Source organism: Kangiella spongicola (assembly GCF_003194565.2).
GTDB classification, from domain to species: Bacteria; Pseudomonadota; Gammaproteobacteria; order Enterobacterales; family Kangiellaceae; genus Kangiella; species Kangiella spongicola.
Map to the genome: position 1 here is coordinate 510811 of NZ_QICH01000001.1, position 22698 is coordinate 533508.

Genomic DNA, 22698 nt, shown 5'->3' on the forward strand with positions numbered 1-22698 from the left:
CTCCCATAGACGATGTGGCCAAGTTGCCCCAAACTGAGCTTTCTAATAATAATGACTAAAGATTACGCCAAGCGTAAGCGCGCAAAGAAAAAAACCAATACGCGCACACCACGCAGCAACACTAAAAAACCAATATCCCCGATCATTGTTTTTCTGAGCGGTATTTTGCTGACTCTTTTCGCCGTATTCTTGTGGGCTATCGTCAAAAAGCCTGATGTCATCGAGGAAATTGTGTCGCAGAAAGAGACTAAGGCCGCAACCGAGAAATCTCAAAACAAAGCGTCGGAACAGACACAAAAGGAATCCACAAAAGAACCTGATACTGAGTTCACTTATCACGAAGCATTAACCAATAAAGAAGTTGATGTGGTCATTAACAAACCTAAAAACACTGACAGCGACAAAACCTATATCATGCAGTGTGGCGCCTTTAAAAAGATTGACGATGCTGAAAAGATGAAGGCAGAGCTTGCCTTTATCGGCTTCCAAGCAAACATTCTCACCAAAGGCGGTTGGCATCGCGTACGCCTCGGCCCCTATAAAAGCAAACGAACCGCCGAAAGCGATCGCCACAAACTACAGGATAATAAATATCTAAATTGCCAGATTTGGTAATCTGCTAGCAAAAACTTTCTAAGTTACCTCATTACCCCTTAGGCCGGACTTTTATCAATGTTTGGCCGATTAACGGGCTTGTTGTCCAACTCTTTATCAATAAGTCCGTCTGCAATTTCGAATCTAATAGCTTCACACTTTGCAACATTTATAGCGAGCCTAGGGCATAATTTATCCTTGAATTCATTTGTCACGCCCCCATTTAGCTGAGTAACAAAGAACAAAACTCCGGAGCAGAATTTTGGAACAATATCGTGGAACCACCATTTTATCGGTGCGTCGCAATGGAAAGGTCGTCATTGGTGGCGATGGACAGGTTTCTTTAGGCAATACCATTATGAAGGGTAATGCTCGAAAGGTTCGCCGCTTATATAACGATCAAGTTATCGCTGGCTTTGCTGGCGGAACAGCCGATGCTTTTACACTGTTTGAGCGCTTTGAAGCCAAGTTAGAGTCGCACGGCGGTAAACTCATGCGCGCCGCGGTCGAGTTAGCCAAAGATTGGCGTACCGATCGCGCTTTGAGAAAGCTCGAAGCACTTCTTGCTGTGGCAGATAAAGAACATTCGCTCGTGATCACTGGTAATGGTGATGTGATTCAGCCAGAAGATGACTTAATTGCTATCGGTTCTGGTGGTGCCTTTGCGCAATCAGCAGCTAAAGCCCTATTGCAAAAAACTGAGCTTGGTGCGCGTGAGATTGTTGAAACTGGTTTAACTATCGCTGGTGATATTTGTATCTACACCAACCACAATCAAACCATTGAAGAATTAGAATACTAGTAATTGACTACCGTCATTACGAGGGCTGTCATGCCCGAAGTAATCTCTCACGGATTGCTTTACCTAAAGGCACTTTCACACACAATGACGGTTTAAAGCAAAGAATCAAAGAGAATTTATTATGTCTATGACTCCTCGTGAAATTGTCCATGAGCTGGACAAACACATTATCGGCCAAAGTGGTGCTAAACGCTCTGTAGCTATTGCGCTACGTAATCGCTGGCGCCGTATGCAGGTTGACGAAAGCTTGCGTAATGAAATTACCCCTAAAAATATCCTAATGATTGGCCCTACGGGTGTTGGTAAAACTGAAATTGCCCGTCGTCTTGCTAAGCTAGCTAACGCGCCTTTTATTAAGATCGAAGCAACGAAGTTCACCGAAGTGGGCTATGTCGGCCGTGATGTTGAATCAATTATTCGTGATTTAGTCGATGCGGCTTTTAAAATGTTGCGTGAGCAGGAAATGACCAAGGTTGAAGGGCGCGCTCAAGATGCTGCCGAAGAGAAGGTACTCGATGCTCTGCTTCCTCCAGCTCGCAAATCGTCTGATTCACCTTGGGATCAAGAAGAACAGCCAAAAACTGAAGACTCTTCAGCTCGCCAAGTATTCCGTAAGAAACTCCGCCAAGGCGATTTAGACGATAAAGAAATCGAAATTGATGTGGCACAAATGTCCGTCGGTATCGATATTATGGCGCCTCCAGGCATGGAAGACATGACCAGTCAGCTTCAGTCCATGTTCCAAAACATGAGCCCAAGCAAGAGTAAGAAGCGCAAGGTTAAGGTCAAAGACGCTATGAAAATGCTGACCGAAGAAGAAGCGGCGAAGATGATCGATCAGGAAGAGCTGAAAATTAAAGCTGTGGCATCGGTCGAACAAAACGGTATCGTATTCCTTGATGAAATCGACAAAGTGACTAAACGCAGCGATAGCCAAGAAGGCGGTGTCTCGCGTGAAGGTGTACAGAGAGATTTATTACCGCTAGTTGAAGGTTGTACCGTCAACACTAAGTACGGCATGATCAAAACCGACCATATTTTATTTATTGCGTCAGGTGCCTTCCACTTGTCGAAACCGTCGGATTTAATCCCAGAACTACAAGGCCGCTTGCCAATTCGTGTCGAACTTCGCGCTCTAACGCCAGAAGATTTCAAGCGCATTCTAACCGAACCAGATGCGGCTTTAACTAAGCAGTATCAAGCGCTATTGGCGACTGAAGGTAAGAAAATCGAGTTTGACGAAAGTGGTATTGAGAAAATTGCTGAGTATTCTTTCCAAGTCAATGAGTCCACTGAAAACATCGGTGCTCGCCGCCTGCATACAGTCATGGAGCGTTTACTCGACGAAGTATCTTTTGATGCAAGCGAGAATGACGAGCCGTTAGTGATTGATGCGGAATACGTCAAAAAACAGCTATCAGATTTAGCCGATGACGAGGATCTAAGTCGCTTTATTCTATAAAAGAAGCGCCTCACACAAAAAAGCTGACCAAATAAGGTCAGCTTTTTTGTTTCTAATCTATTTCAAACTCATCTACGTTTATAGCTCAAATTTGCATTTAGCTGAGCTAATGCCAAATATAACCGCTGTATATCTTCACACATCGCACTCACCCTAGATAATTCTAAAATCACAATGACTACACCTTGTTATAAAACAAAAATTTAATACTAAGATAGAAGCGTATAACGCCATGGGATAAAGCAGATAAAGTCTTATTAGCAAGTCTGGGTTTGAGATATTTGAGATTTGTAACGCTGTGTACAAAAGTGACAAGCCTCAAGATTTATTCATCTAACCCCCTTTTTTGCATAAATAAAATTGTTTTAACAAGTCAATTTTTATACAGTCCAAGTGCTCTTATGAGAAGAGAGATAAGAAATAAATACCAAGGGGTAATAAATATGAAACTAACTAAAGTGGTTACAGGGGTACTACTTGCGACTGGAGCTGTTGGCGCATACGCTGGTCAGTTCAAAACAGCGCACAACCCGTCAAACGCTATCAAAGGACAATACATTGTTGTCCTAAAAGATGATGTCGTTGCTGAAAACGAAGGCTTATTCGCTTCACAAGCAAACCTTAAAGCCGTACAAATGGTTAACGACCAACTATCTAACAAATATCAGGCTCGCGTTACTCGTACCTATAAAAAGGTATTGAAAGGCGGCGTCTATCAAATGTCTGAAGAACAAGCCATGAAGCTTGCTCAAGACCCTAACGTTGAGATTGTTGAAGAAGACCAAATGATGTCTATCAACGCTACTCAAAACAATGCAACATGGGGTATCGACCGTACGGATCAGCGCGATCTTCCATTAAGCGGCACTTACACTTACAACACAACTGCATCAAATGTAAACGCTTACATTATTGATACAGGTATCTTAAACACGCACAGCGAGTTTGGCGGTCGTGCTGTGAGCGGTATCGACACAGTCGATAACGATAACGATGCCACTGACTGTAATGGTCACGGTACGCACGTTGCAGGTACAGTAGGTGGTAGCACTTACGGTATCGCAAAAAACGTTAACCTTATCGGTGTTCGTGTACTAAGCTGTAGCGGTAGCGGTTCAAACTCTGGCGTAATCGCAGGTATGGACTGGGTTGCTGACAACCACGTTAAGCCAGCTGTTGCTAACATGAGCTTAGGTGGCGGTGCTTCTAGTACTACTGACGCGGCTGTTCAACGTTTGACTGACGCTGGTGTTACTACAGTTGTAGCGGCAGGTAACGATAACTCAAACGCTTGTAACTACTCTCCAGCTCGTGCAGCTAGCGCAATCACAGTTGGTTCAACAACATCAAGCGACTCTCGCTCAAGCTTCTCGAACTACGGTAACTGCTTAGACATCTATGCTCCAGGTTCAAGCATTACTTCAGCATGGCACAATGGCGGCACTAACACTATTAGTGGTACTTCTATGGCGTCTCCACACGTTGCTGGTGTTGCAGCTTTATACCTAGCTGACAACCCTAACGCTTCTGTGAGCCAAGTAACGCAAGCAATCCTTGATGCTGCTACTCCAGGCAAAGTAAGCGACGCTAAATCAGGCTCGCCAAACTTATTGCTATATAGCTTCTTCGATGGCTCTACACCTCCTCCACCACCACCTCCAGGTGGCAACGAACTTGAGAACGGTGTTGCACAATCAGTCTCAGGCGCTCAAGGTTCTGAAACTGACTTCACCTTCGAAGTTCCGTCTGACGCAACGTCAGTTGACTTCCAGTTATCAGGTGGCTCAGGTGATGCTGACCTTTACGTGAAGTTCGGTAGCGCTCCAACAACATCAAGCTACGATTGTCGTCCATATAAAAATGGTAACAATGAAAGCTGTAACTTCAGTGCACAAACTGGTACTTACTATGTGATGGTTCGTGGTTATCGTTCATTCTCTGGTGCTAGCTTAGTAGCTAACCATGATGGCGGTGGCACAACTCCTCCTCCAAGCAACGGTGGTAGCTCTAAGATTGAAAACATCTCTGCGAGCAGTGGCCAGTGGAAACACTACTATTTAGACGTACCAGCAGGTATGAGCACATTAAATGCGACCATTAGCGGTGGCTCAGGCGACGCTGACTTATACGTTCGTCGCGGTTCACAGCCTACTACGTCAGCGTATGACTGCCGTCCGTACAAATGGGGCAACAACGAGAGTTGTTCTATTTCTAATCCAGCGGAAGACCGTTACTACATCAGCTTACGTGCTTATCAGACGTTCTCTGGCGTAACGTTAGACGTTGTTTGGGAATAATCTCAACGTGTTAGTTCATCTTAACTATAGATGATAGAAGCCGGCCCTAGGGTCGGCTTTTTTTATCGCTCATATTAATACAGTATGACTCTCTGCTAATCTTACACATCTCTCCAGTTTCATCGTCTGCTCTGCTACAATGGCACTATCAAAAACTGTTTTATCACAAAGCCATGAACCAAGTGCCTAGCGCCATTAAGCTGCATCAAAAGTCGCGACAACTTGAAGTCTGCTTTTCAGGGAATACCTACTTCTTACCTTATGAGTATCTGCGGGTATTTTCGCCGTCAGCAGAAGTCCGAGGGCATGGTAACCAAGAGCTGACCTTGGTTGGAGGAAAAAAACATATCACAGTAACCGACGTCGAACCTGTGGGCCAGTACGCGATTAAGCTCAGTTTTGATGACGGGCACGACAGTGGCCTGTATACTTGGCAGACATTGTTTGAGCTTGGGCGTGATCAGACCACGAATTGGCAGACTTACTTAAAACGTCTCGAAGCAGCAGGTCTAAGTCGCTCTGCCGATAAAAGTGTTAATGTGTACACCCCTAACTCAAACTAACATTAGCAAACGTAGCTACCAACAAAGAATCAAGTCATGACACAAGACGACAAGCAAAACAGCAATAACAAGCCACAAGAGCAGGACAACACCACTCACTTTGGTTACGAGACCGTCGCTAAAGAAGAAAAGGCGGCCAAGGTTGCGGAAGTATTTCACTCCGTAGCGGGTAAATACGATGTGATGAACGATCTCATGTCGTTCGGTGTGCACCGTTTGTGGAAGCGCTATACGATTGAGCGCGCCGCCGCTCGTAGTGGTCAAAGAATTCTCGATATAGCTGGTGGTACTGGCGATCTTACAGCTAAGTTTTCTAAAATTGTTGGTGATCAAGGCCAAGTCATCTTAGCCGATATTAACGATTCTATGATTAAGGTCGGCCGCTCCAAGTTGGTCGATTCTGGCGTTGTCGGCAATGTTGACTTTGTGCAAGCGAATGCTGAGTGTTTGCCGTTCCCAGATAATCATTTCGATCGCATTACCATTGCCTTTGGTTTAAGAAACGTTACTGAAAAAGATAAAGCGCTTAAGTCCATGTACCGTATTCTAAAACCAGGCGGTCGCTTGCTAGTTCTTGAGTTTTCGAAACCTGCGCTACCTTTGTTGTCGAAAGTGTATGATATTTACTCTTTCTCGCTACTGCCAGCAATGGGCAAACTGGTTGCTAACGATTCCGAAAGCTATAAATACTTAGCTGAGTCGATTCGTATGCACCCTGATCAGGAAACCTTAAAGGGCATGATGACAGACGCCGGCTTCGATGACGCCGAATACACCAATCTAACCGGTGGCGTAGTCGCGTTGCATATCGGGAAGAAGTACTAATGCTGGTGGAGCTATTCGCGCCGACTATTGAAACGGTTATCAATAAAGTGATTAGCCTCGACCCAGAGGCTAAGCAACGTTTAGCTCGCCTTGATCAAAAGATCATTGCTTTCCACTTTACCGATATAGAGCAGAAACTGTATTTCGTGATTGATGAAAGCTACATCCTAGTGAAACATCGCTGTGACAAGCCTGCTGACGCTGAACTGAGTGGGGGCTTACTTTCTTTCTTCAATTTAGCTTCTGGCGACGATAGCACGCCTATCTTTAAAGGTGAGGTTCGTTTTGCGGGTGAAATTAGTACGGCGCAAAATTTTCAGAAGTTCTTTAACCAGTTAGACATCGATTGGGAGGAGCATCTATCTCAATATGTGGGCGATATTGCTGCCCACCAGCTGTTTAGTAATGGGCGTGCTTTTTTTAAGTGGCTTGGTAAAACTACAGATACTGCCCAACAAAATGCCAGCGAGTATCTGCGTTTTGAGGCAAAGGCAGTGCCTGCGTCGATAGAGCTCGAGAACTTTTATGATGATATCGCTGACTTAAAATCTGACGTCGAACGCCTTGCCATGCGTATTGAGCGACTGAGCCAGCGAGCACAAGCTGATAAGGACACAGCATAATAATGAATACCATTAAGCAGCTGCACCATGCCCTAAAAATAAACCGCACATTAGTGCGTTATGGCCTTGATGAGTTTTTAACGCCAACGCCATTAGCGGTGTTGCGACCGGTTGCCCGCTTGTTTTCTTTAAGTTTCAAAAAATCAGCACAAGACAAATCTCGTGGTGAACGCTTACGCTTAGCCATGATCGAGCTTGGCCCGATTTACATTAAATTAGGGCAAATGTTATCGACCCGACGAGACTTGGTACCGCCTGATATTGCCGACGAGCTGGCGCGCCTACAAGATCAAGTAGAGCCGTTCCCTTCAGACCAAGCCAAAGCTGTCATCGAAAAGCAGTTGGGAGCAACAATTGAGCAGGTATTTACCAGCTTTAGTACCACTCCTCTAGCCTCTGCCTCCATTGCTCAAGTTCATGAAGCGACCTTAAAGTCCGGCGAAGAAGTAGTGGTTAAAGTTTTGCGCCCTAATATTCGCAAAAAAATCCGCCGTGATTTAAGCATGATGCATGAGCTCGCAAGCTGGGCTGAAAAGTACTCAAGCGAAGCGCGTCGCTTGCGCATTAAAGAAGTCGTCAAAGAATACGACTCAACACTTGAGCGCGAAGTGGATCTTAGAATCGAGGCCGCCAATACTTCGCACCTGCGTCACAACTTTAGTGACTCGGAGTTACTTTATGTGCCAAAAATCTACTGGGACTATACGCGCAGTAAAGTCATGGTGGTTGAAAAAATTGCCGGAACTCCTATTGGCGATGTGCAGCGTCTGAAAGACGATGGCGTCAACATGAAAGAGCTGGCCGATCGCGGCGTCGAAATCTTCTTCACACAAGTGTTCCGCGACAGCTTTTTCCATGCGGATATGCACCCGGGTAATATTTTCGTCGATACCACCAATCCTGAAAAGCCTCAGTATATCGCCATTGACTGTGGCATTATGGGCACTTTAGAAGAAGCCGATAAGCGTTATTTGGCGCATAATTTCTTGGCCTTCTTCGAGCGCGACTACAAGCGCATTGCCGAACTTCATGTGGAGTCAGGTTGGATTGATGATGACGTCTCAATCCCAGAGTTTGAGTCTGCGATTCGTGCCGCCTGTGAGCCCATATTCGGGAAATCATTAGCTGAAATATCCTTCGGTCACTTCTTAATACAGCTCTTTCAGACGGCCCGTCGCTTTAATATGAAGGTTCAACCACAGTTAGTTCTGCTACAAAAAACACTACTCTATGTCGAAGGCCTGGGGCGCCAGCTTTATCCACAACTTGACCTGTGGGAAACCGCCCAGCCTTATTTGAGAAAGTGGCTAAGAGATCAAATTGGGCCACAAGCCATATTTGACGAAGTTAAAGCGCAGCTTCCGGACTGGCTACATAAGGCACCAAAAATCCCGGGCTTGTTATTCGATAACGTTCATCGGCTGGGGCAAGAGTTAGAAAAATTCGAAGGCCTAAAAAAGGAGCTGACTCAACTAGAGCATTACAAGCTCCGCCAAAACCACGCCCAAAAGCACGCCATTATTGGCAGTGGGTTTGCGCTATTAAGCGGCTTGCTATACTTAGGGCTGCCTCAAGATTGGGTACCGGCGTTATCGTCGGGTGTATTGGCTCTGTTTTTCTTAGTTAAAAGCTTATGGCCAATCAAGACCAAATAAACCAAGCAAACAGAGAGTTTATAGCATTATGAGCGACTGTATTTTTTGTAAAATTATCGATGGTAATATTCCATCCGAAAAAGTTTATGAAGATGAAAAAATTTATGTTTTTAAAGATATAGCGCCGAAAGCGCCGGTTCATTTACTGATGATTCCTAAGCTTCATATCGCCAGCCTGGCTGAGGTTGAAGATCAGCATCAGGATCTTCTCGGCTACATGATGCGAAAAGTACCACAAATCGCACATGAAACGGGCTGTGAAAAAGGCTTCAGAACCATCATCAATACAGGTGATGAAGGCGGACAAGAAGTGTATCATATACACATTCATATTTTGGGCGGCGGCGGTCGCTTACCTTTTGCTTAATATCAAGCGACACAATTGAGGTATATCCATGAAACCTGGTATGTGGGAATTATTAATACTGCTCGTTATCATTTTGCTGCTTTTCGGTACTAAGAAAATCCGTAATGCTGGCGGCGACTTCGGCGCGGCCTTTAAAAACTTTAAGAAAGCTTTTAAAGATGAAGACGACAAGTCCAACTCTAAAGAAGAGCCTAAGGAAAAGTCTACTGAAGGCCTAAAAGACGACCGTGCTGATAAAGCGGAAGACGCTCAGTTTTCCGAGTCAAAAGACTCTGAAAGTAACAAGAAACCATAGCAACAATCTAGCCAATTATGCCTTTTGACATTGGTTTTTCCGAATTACTGCTTGTAATGATTCTGGCACTATTAGTACTAGGGCCAGAGCGTTTACCTAAAGCAATGCAAACCTTTGGTCGATGGGCAGGCAAAGCTAAGCGCACTGTGGCTAACTTTAACCACCAAGTTAATCGTGAGCTTGAGCTTGATGAGATGAAGAAAAAACTCGCAGAGCACGAAGCCATGATTAAGCGCCAAGCGGAAGGCTCTGACCTACAGAAGCTGCGCGACGAAGCTGAGCAGAAAATTAAAGCCGCTGAAGAAGCCAAAAAGCGCGCCGAGCAAGCTATCGAGTCAGGCACTTCAAATCTAACCGACGATAAAAAGACTTCCTCTTAATTGCCATGACTGACAGCACCAATAGCAAAAGCAATGACATGCCACTTTTATCGCACTTGATTGAGTTGCGTACGCGCCTTTTGCGCTCGGTGCTTGTTATTGTTGCGATTTTTATTGGTATGGCTTTTTTCGCCAACGAGCTGTATGAGTGGTTGTCTAAACCCTTAAAAGAAGCATTACCTGAAAGCTCTACACTAATCGCTATCGATGTCACGGCACCATTATTCGCGCCTTTTAAATTAGCTTTTGTACTGGCAATCTTTATCGCCATGCCCTTCGTCTTACACCAAGCCTGGATGTTTATCTCGCCAGGACTCTACAAGCATGAAAAAAGCTTTGCTGTGCCTTTGCTGATCAGCAGTATTATCCTTTTCTATGCGGGCATCGCCTTTGCCTATTTTGTGATATTCCCGATTATATTTGGCTTTTTATCGAGCATTGGTCCGCAAGATGTTAACTATCTACCCGATATTAATAGCGTACTTTCAATCGCCTTAAAGCTGTTCTTCGCTTTTGGTCTAGCCTTTGAAATCCCCATAGCCACCATGCTACTGATATGGTCTGGCCTAGTTAGCCACCAAAAGCTTGCCAACACGCGCCCTTATACGGTGGTCGGTATTTTTGTTTTTGCCATGCTGTTAACACCACCAGATATGATCTCACAAGTACTACTGGCTATCCCTATGTGGATATTGTTTGAGCTAGGCCTGATTTTCGCTAAAGCCTATTCGCCCAAAAAAGCAGAAACCACTGAGCAAGAAGATTTATAGCCCACTCTTGCTACAACTGATGCTATCTGATTCAATAGACTCATCCGATCAGTATGCAATCAACATCTATGAAAACAGTTTCTGCTAAAAACCTTAAACGTCTGCTTAATATATGGCCACCCTTTTGGGGCTCAGGTATCCGCGTCACCGAACTCGCGGATGACTGGTCTTATGCCAAGGTTCGTCTACGCAAATACTGGTTTAACCGCAACTATGTGGATGTTCATTATGGCGGCTCACTATTTTCAATGTGCGATCCGTTTTACATGCTGTTGCTACTGCATAAGATGGGGCGCGAGTATGTGGTCTGGGATAAAAAGGCGGAAATTAAGTTTATCAAGCCCGGCCGCAAGGACGTCTTTGCTGAATTTAAAATTACAGAAGATATGATGTCAGAGTTAAAGCAACAGCTCGAAACTCAAGACAAAATTGAACCTGTATTTGAAGTGGATATTACAGATACCGATGGTACTTTAATTGCTAAAGTCTGGAAAACCATTCACATTTCAAAAAAGCAAAAGACAGCCTCATAACTGTCTTTTGCCGCCTATAGTTCTACTGAATAAAATGCCACTTCGTTTGGCGGCCACCAAGATAGACCACTCGTTCCCCGTCAAACACCGCTGATTGTTCAAGCATGATTTGGATTAACTGGTTATCCCACTCAGGTAGTTTTACCTTAACATTCCCTTCGATGGCGTAGCCCGTATTCGGATACAGCTTCCAATCGCCCTTAACAGGCGTTGGTCCTTGGTTATCCCACATACCAATAGTTGGCCCTATGGCGTGTCCGACGAAACCCAGCGGGTGAGTATAAGTACTGGACTTAATGCCTTGTCTTTTCGAGGCTTTATGTGTCGCGGCTAAGATTTCATTACCACTACACCCCGTCTTAAATTCGGAGGTTAGAATATCTTGCCATTGATTACCCACTTTCAGCGCTTCTTTAAGGCCTTTCGGCACTTCAAACTCACCGAAATTCGCCACATAGCCCATCTCTTGAGTATCAGTGCAGAGTTTTAAATAGCAAATCCCAACGTCTGTGTGAATAATATCCCCTGGCTCTATCGTCCGACTGCTTTTACCAAAGAATGGTGAGTCTGGTGAGTTTTTATCACCCTTGCGCTGAATTGTGACGTAAGGTTGGAACCAAGGCCTAACCCCAAGCTCTTCAAAACGTTCGCGTATGTACCAAGCAACATCCTGATCGGTGGTTACACCAGGCGTAATCACTTTATTCGAGAAGGCTTCATCAATAACGCCTCGTGCGACTTTTACGATTTGCGGGTAAACCGCTAGCTCAGGAGCTGTTCGAGTTTCCATCCATCGGATCACCAACTCTTCAGAGCTAACTAATCTATCTTGATATTTTTTAGGTAAACTACTCACTAGCTTTTGATGCAAGCCTTGAGTTAAGCCATCTGCCAATGCCCACTCTTCACTGACATTAATGCCGATTCTTTTTGGATCATACTCAGCAATAATGTCGGCTAGTCGTTGCCACTGCTCATCAATTGTGCCGCCTTCCCATCTGCTTTTATAAAAGTCACCAATATCGTATCGGCTAACGCTAAACCGCTCTACCTGATCACCATTTTTAGCAAATACCAGTAATGTGGTACGCCTAGCAGCGAAAGTTGGCTCCGGCACTAGCGTATAAAATAGCGCATCTTCACCATATTCACGATTGATCACCAACCACATATCCAAGTCAGATTCGCGCATCAGCTTTGGTAAAAGATTATCCAAGCGATATTGCAGGATCTTATTGATTGGCGCGGTTCTGTCGCGATGAGATAACACCTTAGGCAGCTCACTCACCTCTAAGCCTTGCTCGAAAATCTGCTCATTGTTTTTGCTGTAAACCTGCATAGCGGTTAAGGCTATCATGGATGCAATAACTATGTTTTTTAGCACTTTCATAGAAATCTCCTATCGACCAATTTAAAGCATATAAAGTCCTGTCTTCTTATGGTCATCAAAAATTATATTTATTTTCAGTATGTTAGAGATAATATCACCGATACTAGGTCAAATATATGACTATTTCAAAGTGCCTTAAAGCTCCTAAACAACTATTTGACTTAATAATATTAGTTGCAGTTCAAGCTCAACAACACTAAAATGAATGAACGTTCATTTCCCACAACCTATATTATGTCCAAGAAGCATCAAATTCTTGAGGCAGCAATTCGATCATTCGTAGATCGTGGCCTGCAAGGCTCCTCTATGGCGCTAGTCGCCAAAGAAGCCGAGGTGGCTACAGGTAGCGTATACAACTATTTTGAAGGTAAAGAGCATCTCATTAATGAGTGCTTCCTCTACGTTAAACAGAATGAAATCGAATTTCTACTCAAGCATTACGACACAGATGTTAGCTATGAACAGAAATTTAAGAATATTTACACCAATACCATCCGTTTTATGTTGGATAACTGTTCTTATTTTCGGTTTACGCATCTGTATGCATTTTCCCCAGTCATCCTTCAGGAAACGCGAGATAAGCTACATCCGCTTTATGAGCCTTTTGTGCAATTGTATGAAGATGCTTATGCCGCTGGTGCGATTCGCACGCCAGAGGTTTTAGAGCAGCATTTACCTATTTATGGTGGTTTCAGTTATCTGATGCATTATTACTTTGTGCATGATGAAGAAATTACTGACGACAAAATTCAATCAATGGTCAATTTCGCCTGGTCTGCAATTCGCAATCCAGAGCAGTAACCACAAGGTTATATGATGAAAAAAACACTACTTATTTCGACATTACTTTTCACTGCCAGCGCTAGCAGCTTTGCAGCACAACAAGGTCAACAACAGGCAGTTCCAGTGCAAGTCGCGGAAGTGACTTCTGATACCACAACCATTACACAAAACCTTCCAGGGCGTGTATTAGCGGTGCGTACCGCTGAAGTTCGTGCCCGCGTCGATGGTATTTTGGAAAAACGAATCTTCACCGAAGGCGAAGATGTTAAGCAAGGCCAACCACTCTTTCAGATTGACGATCGTGTAATGAAAGCCAATGTTGCCGCTGCCAAGGCGAATTTAAGCACGGCGAGAGCTCAACAAAAGCTTAATAAACAAACACTTAAGCGTTATGAAGAGTTACTTGAGCAAGGTGCCGTAAGCCAGCAAGAGTACGACACTTATCTTGCCCAAAGCCAACAGGCAGACGCCACGGTTGAGCAGGCGAAAGCTGAACTAGCAAAAGCTCAAATCAGCCTTGATTACGCTACGGTTACAGCACCAATCTCAGGTCGCATTGGTCGCGCCTTAGTCACAGAAGGCGCTTTGGTTAGTGCCGCTAACGCAACGCACTTGGCGACGATTGAACAGCTTGACGAAGTTTACATCGACTTTACTCGCTCACCAACTGAGCTTAATAAGATGCGTGAGCTATTCACTAACTCAGACGCAACAGATTCGGGCTCACAGCAGGTAGACATACTGTTTAACGACGGTACACCTTACGAGCACCCTGCACGACTTGAGTTTTCAAGCCTGTCGGTTGATCCTGATACTGGCTCTGTGATGTTACGCGCGGTGGTAAAGAACCCTGATCACAAACTACTACCAGGTATGTTTGTACGAGTAAAAGCTCCAGTCGCCGACTCGCAAACGTTAATCCAAGTGCCACAAAAAGCGGTACAAGTAACTGCTCAAGGCGCCATGGTAAAAGTCGTCAAAGACGGCAAGCTAGCGATGCAGCCGGTTGAGCTTGGGCCTATGATGGGCACCAGCTGGGTTATTAAAAGTGGCCTAAACGCAGGCGACCAAGTCATCGTGAGTAGCACTCAGTTCCTACAACCAGGTACGCCAGTCAAAGCAATGACAGCTCCAAGCCAGAACGCCAAACAAGAATCGTCACAGGCTCAGTAATAGGTATTATTTATGGCACAGTTTTTTATTAACAGACCTATCTTTGCATGGGTACTTTCCCTGCTGATCCTGCTTGGCGGCTCGCTCGCCGTGCAGAATCTTCCGGTCATGGCTTACCCTGATATTTCGCCACCGCAAGTCACGGTCACGGCGAACTACCCAGGAGCGTCAGCGAAGGTTATCGAAGATACAGTAACTACCGTAATCGAAGAAGAAATGAACGGTATCGAAGGCTTGCGTTACATCAAGTCAGACAGCTCTCGTACCGGCTCTTCGACCATTGTTCTAACCTTTGCCACCGGCACAGATACAGACATCGCCGGGGTTGAAGTTCAGAACCGTTTGAAACGTGTTGAAGCGCGCTTACCCGCCTCGGTTAGAACTCAAGGTGTGAATATTGATAAAACTCGCCCTGATTTCTTAATGGTGGTATCGCTATTTTCACCAAACGGTACCTACAACTCGACCGACTTAGGCGATTATGTAGATCGTGCCATTTTGGGCGAGATGCGTCGTATCGATGGTATCGGTAGTGCTCAATTATTCAGTGCGACCTACGCCATGCGAGTTTGGGTTGATCCGAAAAAGATGGCTTCTTATGCCATTACACCGAGCGAAATTTCACAGGCTATTCGAGATCAGAACGCCCAGCTAGCGACTGGTGAACTGGGTTCATTACCATCACCAAGCGATCAGCAAATTAACGCCACCATTCTAGTTCCTTCGCGCTTATCGACGCCTGAAGAATTTGGCAACATCATCCTACGTTCCTCAAGCGACGGCGCCATCGTGCGTTTAAAAGATGTAGCGGAAGTCGAGCGCGGCGCTAACAACTATGGCTCACAAGCCATGCTAAATGGCCAAGACTCTGCGGCTTTTGCACTAAAGCTTAGTAACAATGGTAACGCTTTAGAGGCAGCTCAAGCCGTCAAAGATAAGCTAAAAGACTTAGAGCAATACTTCCCAGAAGACGTTGAGTGGGTTATTCCCTACGATACTTCGGTATTTGTTGAAGGCTCGATTTCACAGGTCATACAAACGCTTATCGAGGCGGTATTCCTTGTGACATTGGTAATGTTCTTATTCTTACAAAGCTGGCGCACCACCCTAATCCCGCTAATCGTAGTACCTGTGTCGCTAATTGGTACCGGCATGGGTCTTTACCTGCTAGGCTTCTCGATCAACATGCTCACCATGTTTGCGATGGTGCTTGCTATCGGTATTGTGGTCGATGACGCCATTATCGTGGTCGAGAATATTAAACGTATTCTTGATGAAGAAGACTTGGGCCCTTACCAAGCGACCAAGAAAGCGATGAAACAAATTTCAGGCGCGATTATTGGTACAACAGCGGTTCTAATTGCGGTATTCATTCCAATGGCCTTCTTCTCAGGCTCAGTGGGTCGAATCTATCAGCAGTTCTCGCTAACCATTGTGCTAAGTGTTTCGCTTTCCGCATTCTTGTCTTTATCACTCAGCCCAGCGATTGCTCAAGGCTTACTGAAAAAAGAAAAAGAAGGCAAAAAAGAGTGGGCGCCATTCCGTCTCTTTAACAAAGGCTTTAGTAAATTCACAAACGTTTATATGAATAACGTCAAAAAGTTATTCAATAAAACGGGCTTAATCATCACTATGGCCGTGTTTGTCGTAATCACAGCTTTCGTCGGCTGGCGCTTTGCTAGTATGCCAACAGGTTTCGTGCCATCGGAAGACCAAGGCTTTATCGTTGCCTCGTCGCTAATGCCTTCAGGCTCGACGCGCGCGCGAACTCTAGAACTGACCAAGAAAACTGACGCTTGGTTCTTGGAGCAGCCAGAAGTTGAGCGTATTATTACAGTCGCCGGCTTTAGTTTCTTTGGTACCGGTCAAAACACTTCGATTACGTTCGTTAACCTAAAACCTTGGGAAGAGCGCGAAGATATGCGCGATGCTGATGCTATGGCTAAAGCAGCTACGGCAGAGTTTATGAAGTACCAAGAAGGTAATACCTTCGCCTTTAACATGCCGTCAATTCCTGGTTTGGGTAACAGCAGCGGTTTCGACTTCCAGCTGCAAGACAAGTCAGGTGTCGGCACGCAACAACTCATGGGCGCGGCTTACCAATTATTAGGTCAAGCCATGCAGTCGGGTAAGTTTGCCGAAATTCGCCCAGACACTTTGCCACCAGCACCACTACTGACTTTTGAAGTAGATCGCGTTAAAGCACGCTCTTTAGGTGTGGACATTGGTGAGTTGAACAACACACTACAGATCGCTTTAGGCTCGTCTTATATCAACGACTATGTTGAAGGCCAGAAGGTTCGCCAGGTTTGGCTGCAATCTGACGCCGACACACGCTCGACGCCAGAAGAAATTCTGAGCATGCAGATTCGTAACAAGCAAGGCGATTTAGTCAACCTATCGGAAGTAGCAACAGCCGAGTGGACAGAAGCTCCAGCAAAGCTGACTCGTTATAACGGCTCATCGTCGATACCTTTAACCGGTAGCGGCGCGCCAGGCGTAAGCTCAGGTGAAGTTATGATGTTAATGGAGCAATTCGCAGAGCAGCTACCAAAAGGCATTGGTTATGAATGGTCAGGTCAGTCGCTAGAAGAAAAAGTGGCGGGTAACCAAACGACCTTACTTTTCGCTTTATCGTTCTTAGTAGTCTTCCTTGTACTTGCCGCGCTTTATGAAAGTTGGTCAGTACCACTAGCGGTTATCCTAGTCGTACCTTTGGGTATTTTAGGCTCAGTGTTATTCGCTGCAATAAGCTCGATGCCAAACGATATCTATTTCAAAGTGGGCTTAATTACCATTATTGGCCTCTCTGCGAAAAACGCAATTTTGATTGTTGAGTTTGCGCGTGAAGCACAAGGCGAAGGTAAGAGTGCGCTAGAAGCCGTAACCGAAGCCTGTCGCTTACGCTTGCGTCCAATCTTAATGACCTCGCTAGCCTTTATCATGGGTGTATTACCCCTGGTTCTTGCCACTGGCGCAGGTTCAGCGAGTCGCCAAGCCATCGGTACTAGCGTTATGGGCGGTATGATTACAGCAGCAATCTTCGCTGTACTATTTGTGCCAGTATTCTATTTACTGGTGCGTAAGATTTTCCCAAGAAAATTAAAACATTATGAACTTGCCGCGAAAGGTATGGAGGTTAAAGACGATGAGTAACAATAGAGGCACTAAGACGCTGACCTCCCTAACAGCTTTGGCTGCGAGTCTTGTACTATCAGGCTGTATATCCATGGGGCCTGCTAATGAGCGCCCCGAAGCAGCCATCGAAAAAAGTTTTGGAGAGCAAACTGAAGTTAGCCATGCCGAATTTACGCTAGAAGCATGGCAACAGTTTTTCCCAGACGCTAACGCTCGCATCATGATTGAAGAAGCTCTAAAGTCGAACACCGACTTGCGTATCGCTATCGCGCGCATGGCTGAGCTCGAAGGTCGCTATCAGATCCAACGTGAAAACAGGTTCCCTGCGATTGGCGGCGAAGTAAACCAAGTTCGTAGCCAAAACTCGATTAACGTTCAAGGCAACGACAATATCGTTGATGTCTATAACGCCAAAGTTGGCTTGGTTTCTTACGAACTTGATCTGTTCGGTCGTGTGAATTCACTTAGCGATGCTGCACTAGCGCAATACCTATCGAGCGCAGAAGCGACTCGCTCGGTGAAGCTAAGCGTTATCGCTCAAACCGCGAACGCTTATTACAGTTGGGTTTCCGCTAAGCGCAGTTTAAACTTGGCTGAGCAGACTCTTACTAGCCGTAAAGATAGCCTAGATCTGATTCAGAAGCGTCTTGATACGGGAATCGCCAGTGAACTAGATCTAGCGCAAGCGGAAGCATCGTTCGCTACCGTAAGCGCACAAAAAGCCCGTTTTGAGCGTGCCCATGCCGCGGCTAAAAGCGCCCTTGAACTATTAATCGGCAAACCACTATCCACGGTTCCGTTTAATAAAGAGCAATTACGTATCGCCGAGATGGCGTTGGAACTGCCAGAAAGCATCAGTTCGGAAGTGTTACTAAGCCGTCCTGACGTTTTATCCGCGGAGCAAAGCCTATACGCGGCTAACGCCAACATCGGCGCTGCTCGTGCAGCCTTCTTCCCGTCAATTACGCTGACTGGGGACTATGGCTACTCCAGCACCGAGTTCGACAGCCTGTTCGAAAGTAATTCGAACAGCTGGAGCTTTATGCCCTCGATTCGAATTCCAATTTTCAACAACGGCCTACAAGCAAACCTCGATATTGCCAAAGCACAGCAACAACGCTTAATCGCCGAGTATGAAAAAGCCGTGCAACAAGCCTTCTCCGAGGTTTATCAGCTAATGAGCAACCGCACAACTTACGACAGTGAGTTAGAAGCTAACCGCTCATTAGTCAAAGCCCAAGCGAAACGCCTACAGCTCGCCGAAGCCAAGTACAAAGCCGGCCTAGCCAGCTACCTTGAAGTGCTTAACGCACAACAAGATAAGTTCAGCTCAGAGCAAGCCCTGCTAGAAACTGAACGCGCACAGCTAGCCAATGTTATATCTTTGTATAAAGCACTCGGTGGCGGCGACAAAGTCGTTAACTACACTGCCGAAGGCAAGTTAGAAACTGGTGTAGAAACTGGAGAAAGTCCAGAAGAAACATCAAAGCCTAACGACGATTAATTTAGTCGCTAGGCTCAACTGCTAGACACTAAAAAGCCCTGCATTTGCAGGGCTTTTTTGACCTTTCAAAAAACAGTTACTTATAAAGTACAACCAGCATCATTTAGCCAACCAGAGTCATATCTTTTATTATTTATAGAGATAATAACAACCCTAGTGTGTAAACTGTAGCCGCCTTTATCCCAAGGTGCTGGCGTAGCTAATAGTCTCATTTCAGTGATTTGCTCAAAGCTGAGGCCATGTTTAATGAGGATATTCTCCGCTTTTTCTCTAAGAGACATTAAGGCCATTCTCAATGGTTTATTTTGAAGAACATTTTCAGGATAAGGGCTATCACATAACAAATTAATTTCTGTAGTATTTATCCCTGAACCGCTTAATGCGTTTGATAAATGTGGAGATATGTAACTGAGACCGCTACCAGCATGATGAGCGATATTATGAGCAACCCCTTGCAAAAAAGATTCTTTCTTCATATATGCGCTCTTCTCCTTAGACAGTTAAGCAAACTTCTCTTCTGCAGAACTAGATTAGTTCTACCCTTCTAACGTTAAGTGAGGGAGACTCTCCTTAACATAATAATAAGCCTCGTCAGATACTTCTGTATCCCATAATGATACATATTTAAGCTTTGGGAGTAATGCCAGCAACTTAAAACCATAGTCCGTTATCTTCACATCTTCAATCCATAACTCTTCAAGTGTTTTAAACTCAGTGATTACTTCTATCGACTTATCTGTAATTAATGTAGAGTCCAGATCGATGCATCTTACTTTGTACAAGAAAGGTAAGTTAGAAATTCCTACATCTGTGATTGCTGCATTTTCAAGACTAAGAGAAACAACATCATCCGGTACCTTCAAAAGCTCTGAATCTCCAAATTTTGTGGCATCAAAATATCCTGCTTGCTCTCTCAGCTTAAAGACTAAAACATCACCCATTGTTTAATTTACTCCTTGGAGACAAGTTAGCAAGTAGCGTCTAGCACAACGGCTTCCCACGTCCCCGAGCCCAGTGATTGTCGCTTGTTAAGCACCCTCTTGAACTGCAAGCTGCTCTCTAACTTCCATGAGTGCAAACCCTAAAAGATTGAGGCCTCTCCAGGTATTTGGGTTTTCAGATGCTGGATTGTCTTGAGCCAGACCGATGCCCCATACTTTATCCACTGGGCTAGCTTCGACTATTACTCGGTTTCCGGTATTTAACAAAAACTCCTTCAGCTTTGAGTTCTGAGAGAACTTCGCAAGATTAGCATTTACCACAATCTCAAGTCGTTTTTCATCCCACAACTCTTGCTTGAAGCCAAGCACCTCACGGCCAATAGCTTTTGCCTCTCCTGGATTACCAGCCAAAAGGATTTTTTTACATGCCCTATAATCACCAAACAACTTAGCCTTCTGATACATCATGTAATGCTCAGCAGTAATAAACTCATTTCCATCTACTTCAAATTTCGAATCATACCACTGGCTAAAGCAACTCTTTGTCACTTGCCCAGCTTTTTCTTGATGCCCCCAGAAAAAGACATATTTCACCTTATTTCCATGGTTTACAAAATCGGCAAGTTCTTCTCTTGTGCTAATCTTCAATTTTCTTCCTATATTTTATCTGTGAGAGCGCTTAACTAGCTACGAATAGCTTGTTAAGTGCTACTCAGCCACGTAACTATTTCTTTAAAATAAGTGCCTAGAGCAGCACCAAGAATAAGGGTTACTAACCATAACAAAAATGATATCACTTGCCTGATTCTCTTACCCTTTCTTGCTTGTTCAGTAAGTTCTTTTCGGAGCGCATTTTCCATTTCAATTCGGAAAGCTTCAAATGCCTCTTTATTGGTATCGGCTAATGTTTGATATCTATCTGCTAATCTTTTCTTCTCTTTAACCGACTTCACTAGTTCTGAAAGTTGTTTATCCTGCACTGCCAGGTCTTCTTGCATGTCACGAATTATAGTTCCTGCAGCTTCGATATGAATGCGAGCGGACTCAACTCTTTGAAGGGTGCCTTCCCCATCTCGCGTTTTTGGAAAAAACTCTTTTAGATATTTGCCTGTAGCTCCAGATGTTATCCGCTTAATCTGATCTTGAGTATAAAGCTGTCCAGTGATGGCTCGAATTACAGTTCCTAGAAACTCAGAATATACTTTAAATAATAATTCCATTTTCAGTATTCTTAACTTATTCGTTTAATATTAGTATCGAGACTACTTTAAGCTCTAAGCAGAGTCAAAACCACGTAGGTGTGATACACCTTTTGTCATCCCGCGACACAACAGGCCCTTCCTTCGGTCGCTTAACCGCGGAGACCAGTGTCTTATTTGGAGATATAAAGTTCACAGTAAACCCACACAAGATCCTGAGTTACCTAAAGGTATTCCCTTCGGTCACAGCTCAGGATGACACAGCGTATTGCATTAAAATCAATACGCTGTGTCACTTATCCCCCAACATAATGCCGATCCAGTGGGTTTCTTCATTACTGTCGAGGATGATTTTTACGATGATGGTTAGCGGCACCGAGAGTAGCATTCCCACTGGGCCTAGTACCCACCCCCAGAATAATAAGGATAGGAATACGACTAGCGTGGAAAGCCCCAAGCCACGCCCCATAAATTTAGGTTCGACGATATTGCCGACGACGAAGTTGACGGTTAAATAACCTGCGGCAACTAACAGCGGCGTGGTAATCGAGTCTTGGGTTAGCCAGGCCATGATAACGGCTGGCACGGCGGCGATGATGGAGCCGATGTTTGGTACAAAGTTAAACATAAAGGCGACTAGGCCCCATAGAAACGGGTATTCCACATCTAAAAACACTAGCCACACACTGATTAAGACGCCAGTGAGTAAGCTCACGATGGATTTAATGGTGGCGTAGCGCTTAATTTTGTCGATAACTTCGTTTAAGCCACTGTGTGCTTTGCTGTCGGTATTAGGAAATGCGCGCTGCATTTTGTCACCAAACACGCTGGCTTCCATCAAGAGAAAGATCGAGGTTAAGACAATTAGGAATAGGTTACTCAGCATGCCACCTAAGCCGTTAAGTACCGAGGCGGATAGGCTCATCACCGTGCTAGGCGAAAAGCGCTCTGCCAGCGAAGCTTCAGGAATATTAAAACCTAAACCTTCTAACCACGCCATGGCCCCAGCCAGCTTATTGCGTAGCATGATTTCGTATTCAGGCAGTTTGGCGGAAAACTGTTCCACCGAGTTACCAACTAAGCGTCCAATCAAGAAAAACAATAGCGACATAATCACCACCACCAATATCATGGCTAACCAATCGGGTACGGTTTTGGTAGTTTTTGGGATTTTTAGGTTGGCGATATAAAAATAAAGGGGGCCTAGAATAATCGAGACGAATAGGGACAAAATTACAGGGACAACAAAGCTACTGGCAGCTTTTAATCCGGCAATCACGATAAAGGTAGCCGCTATGGCTAATAATACATTGGTAACACGGCTCACATCTGATGACATAGGGTTCCCTGTAATAATTGGTATTTGGTGGCAAGTATCATTTCGTGTCAAAATAGTTTATAACA

Annotated in this window: 23 protein-coding genes; 17 read left to right on the top strand and 6 right to left on the bottom strand. The window is 44.8% G+C overall.

What is annotated here, in order from left to right; all coding sequences use genetic code 11:
* Positions 1-51: 51 nt before the first annotated feature.
* From DL796_RS02170 to DL796_RS02230, 13 genes are all read left to right on the top strand, one after another.
* Positions 52-615 (top strand): SPOR domain-containing protein, encoded by a 564-nt coding sequence (locus tag DL796_RS02170; RefSeq protein WP_110199532.1) that lies wholly within the window; start codon positions 52-54, stop codon positions 613-615.
* A 241-nt stretch (positions 616-856) separates the two neighbouring features.
* Positions 857-1396: an ATP-dependent protease subunit HslV gene (gene hslV / locus DL796_RS02175; protein ID WP_110199535.1), complete on the top strand. Its 540-nt coding sequence runs from the start codon at positions 857-859 to the stop codon at positions 1394-1396.
* Between the two features lie 121 nt (positions 1397-1517).
* The gene (hslU, locus tag DL796_RS02180) at positions 1518-2858 is read left to right on the top strand and encodes an ATP-dependent protease ATPase subunit HslU (RefSeq protein WP_110199537.1); all 1341 of its coding nucleotides are present in this window, start codon (positions 1518-1520) and stop codon (positions 2856-2858) included.
* 443 nt (positions 2859-3301) lie between these two features.
* The gene (locus DL796_RS02185) at positions 3302-5155 is read left to right on the top strand and encodes a S8 family peptidase (RefSeq protein WP_110199539.1); all 1854 of its coding nucleotides are present in this window, start codon (positions 3302-3304) and stop codon (positions 5153-5155) included.
* 173 nt (positions 5156-5328) lie between these two features.
* Positions 5329-5718 (top strand): gamma-butyrobetaine hydroxylase-like domain-containing protein, encoded by a 390-nt coding sequence (locus DL796_RS02190; RefSeq protein ID WP_110199541.1) that lies wholly within the window; start codon positions 5329-5331, stop codon positions 5716-5718.
* Positions 5719-5754: 36 nt separating this feature from the next.
* Complete coding sequence (gene ubiE / locus DL796_RS02195) at positions 5755-6543, top strand: bifunctional demethylmenaquinone methyltransferase/2-methoxy-6-polyprenyl-1,4-benzoquinol methylase UbiE (RefSeq protein ID WP_110199543.1); 789 nt, start codon at positions 5755-5757, stop codon at positions 6541-6543.
* Entirely contained in the window at positions 6543-7166 is a 624-nt protein-coding gene (locus DL796_RS02200; RefSeq protein ID WP_110199545.1) for a ubiquinone biosynthesis accessory factor UbiJ, read from the top strand. Before ubiE ends, DL796_RS02200 begins: the two co-directional genes overlap by 1 nt.
* A gap of 2 nt (positions 7167-7168) precedes the next feature.
* The gene (ubiB, locus tag DL796_RS02205) at positions 7169-8821 is read left to right on the top strand and encodes a ubiquinone biosynthesis regulatory protein kinase UbiB (RefSeq protein ID WP_110199547.1); all 1653 of its coding nucleotides are present in this window, start codon (positions 7169-7171) and stop codon (positions 8819-8821) included.
* Positions 8822-8849: 28 nt separating this feature from the next.
* Positions 8850-9188: a histidine triad nucleotide-binding protein gene (locus DL796_RS02210; protein WP_110199549.1), complete on the top strand. Its 339-nt coding sequence runs from the start codon at positions 8850-8852 to the stop codon at positions 9186-9188.
* A gap of 28 nt (positions 9189-9216) precedes the next feature.
* Complete coding sequence (gene tatA / locus DL796_RS02215; RefSeq protein WP_110199551.1) at positions 9217-9483, top strand: twin-arginine translocase TatA/TatE family subunit; 267 nt, start codon at positions 9217-9219, stop codon at positions 9481-9483.
* Positions 9484-9500: 17 nt separating this feature from the next.
* The gene (gene tatB / locus DL796_RS02220; protein ID WP_110199553.1) at positions 9501-9863 is read left to right on the top strand and encodes a Sec-independent protein translocase protein TatB; all 363 of its coding nucleotides are present in this window, start codon (positions 9501-9503) and stop codon (positions 9861-9863) included.
* Between the two features lie 5 nt (positions 9864-9868).
* Complete coding sequence (tatC, locus tag DL796_RS02225; protein ID WP_110199555.1) at positions 9869-10633, top strand: twin-arginine translocase subunit TatC; 765 nt, start codon at positions 9869-9871, stop codon at positions 10631-10633.
* A 53-nt stretch (positions 10634-10686) separates the two neighbouring features.
* A complete protein-coding gene (locus DL796_RS02230; RefSeq protein WP_227592934.1) occupies positions 10687-11166 on the top strand; it encodes a DUF4442 domain-containing protein in 480 nt (159 codons plus the stop codon).
* Between the two features lie 22 nt (positions 11167-11188).
* On the opposite strand, the gene DL796_RS02235 is transcribed toward DL796_RS02230, so the two are convergent.
* On the bottom strand, positions 11189-12556 hold the full coding sequence (locus tag DL796_RS02235) for a M24 family metallopeptidase (protein ID WP_110199559.1): 1368 nt from the start codon (positions 12554-12556) through the stop codon (positions 11189-11191).
* A 234-nt stretch (positions 12557-12790) separates the two neighbouring features.
* On the opposite strand from DL796_RS02235, the gene DL796_RS02240 reads away from it, so the two are divergent.
* Genes DL796_RS02240 through DL796_RS02255 form a run of 4 tightly spaced genes read left to right on the top strand, consistent with a single transcriptional unit; the run spans position 12791 to position 19154 of the window.
* Positions 12791-13357 (top strand): TetR/AcrR family transcriptional regulator, encoded by a 567-nt coding sequence (locus DL796_RS02240; RefSeq protein WP_110200692.1) that lies wholly within the window; start codon positions 12791-12793, stop codon positions 13355-13357.
* Between the two features lie 12 nt (positions 13358-13369).
* A complete protein-coding gene (locus DL796_RS02245) occupies positions 13370-14512 on the top strand; it encodes an efflux RND transporter periplasmic adaptor subunit (RefSeq protein WP_227592935.1) in 1143 nt (380 codons plus the stop codon).
* A 12-nt stretch (positions 14513-14524) separates the two neighbouring features.
* Positions 14525-17668, top strand: a complete 3144-nt coding sequence (locus tag DL796_RS02250; protein WP_110199563.1) for a multidrug efflux RND transporter permease subunit — start codon at positions 14525-14527, stop codon at positions 17666-17668.
* Positions 17661-19154: an efflux transporter outer membrane subunit gene (locus tag DL796_RS02255; RefSeq protein WP_110199565.1), complete on the top strand. Its 1494-nt coding sequence runs from the start codon at positions 17661-17663 to the stop codon at positions 19152-19154. Before DL796_RS02250 ends, DL796_RS02255 begins: the two co-directional genes overlap by 8 nt.
* An 80-nt stretch (positions 19155-19234) precedes the next feature.
* Here DL796_RS02255 and DL796_RS02260 read toward each other — a convergent pair whose 3' ends face one another.
* The 5 genes from DL796_RS02260 to DL796_RS02280 form a co-directional block, all read right to left on the bottom strand.
* On the bottom strand, positions 19235-19630 hold the full coding sequence (locus DL796_RS02260) for a hypothetical protein (RefSeq protein WP_110199567.1): 396 nt from the start codon (positions 19628-19630) through the stop codon (positions 19235-19237).
* Positions 19631-19690: 60 nt separating this feature from the next.
* The gene (locus tag DL796_RS02265; RefSeq protein WP_110199569.1) at positions 19691-20095 is read right to left on the bottom strand and encodes a hypothetical protein; all 405 of its coding nucleotides are present in this window, start codon (positions 20093-20095) and stop codon (positions 19691-19693) included.
* A gap of 87 nt (positions 20096-20182) precedes the next feature.
* Positions 20183-20743 carry an NADAR family protein gene (locus DL796_RS02270; RefSeq protein WP_110199571.1) on the bottom strand — a complete coding sequence of 187 codons (561 nt, stop codon included), beginning with the start codon at positions 20741-20743 and terminating at the stop codon, positions 20183-20185.
* A 53-nt stretch (positions 20744-20796) separates the two neighbouring features.
* Positions 20797-21315 (bottom strand): hypothetical protein, encoded by a 519-nt coding sequence (locus DL796_RS02275; protein WP_110199573.1) that lies wholly within the window; start codon positions 21313-21315, stop codon positions 20797-20799.
* Positions 21316-21586: 271 nt separating this feature from the next.
* A complete protein-coding gene (locus DL796_RS02280; protein WP_110199575.1) occupies positions 21587-22633 on the bottom strand; it encodes an AI-2E family transporter in 1047 nt (348 codons plus the stop codon).
* Between the last annotated feature and the right edge of the window lie 65 nt (positions 22634-22698).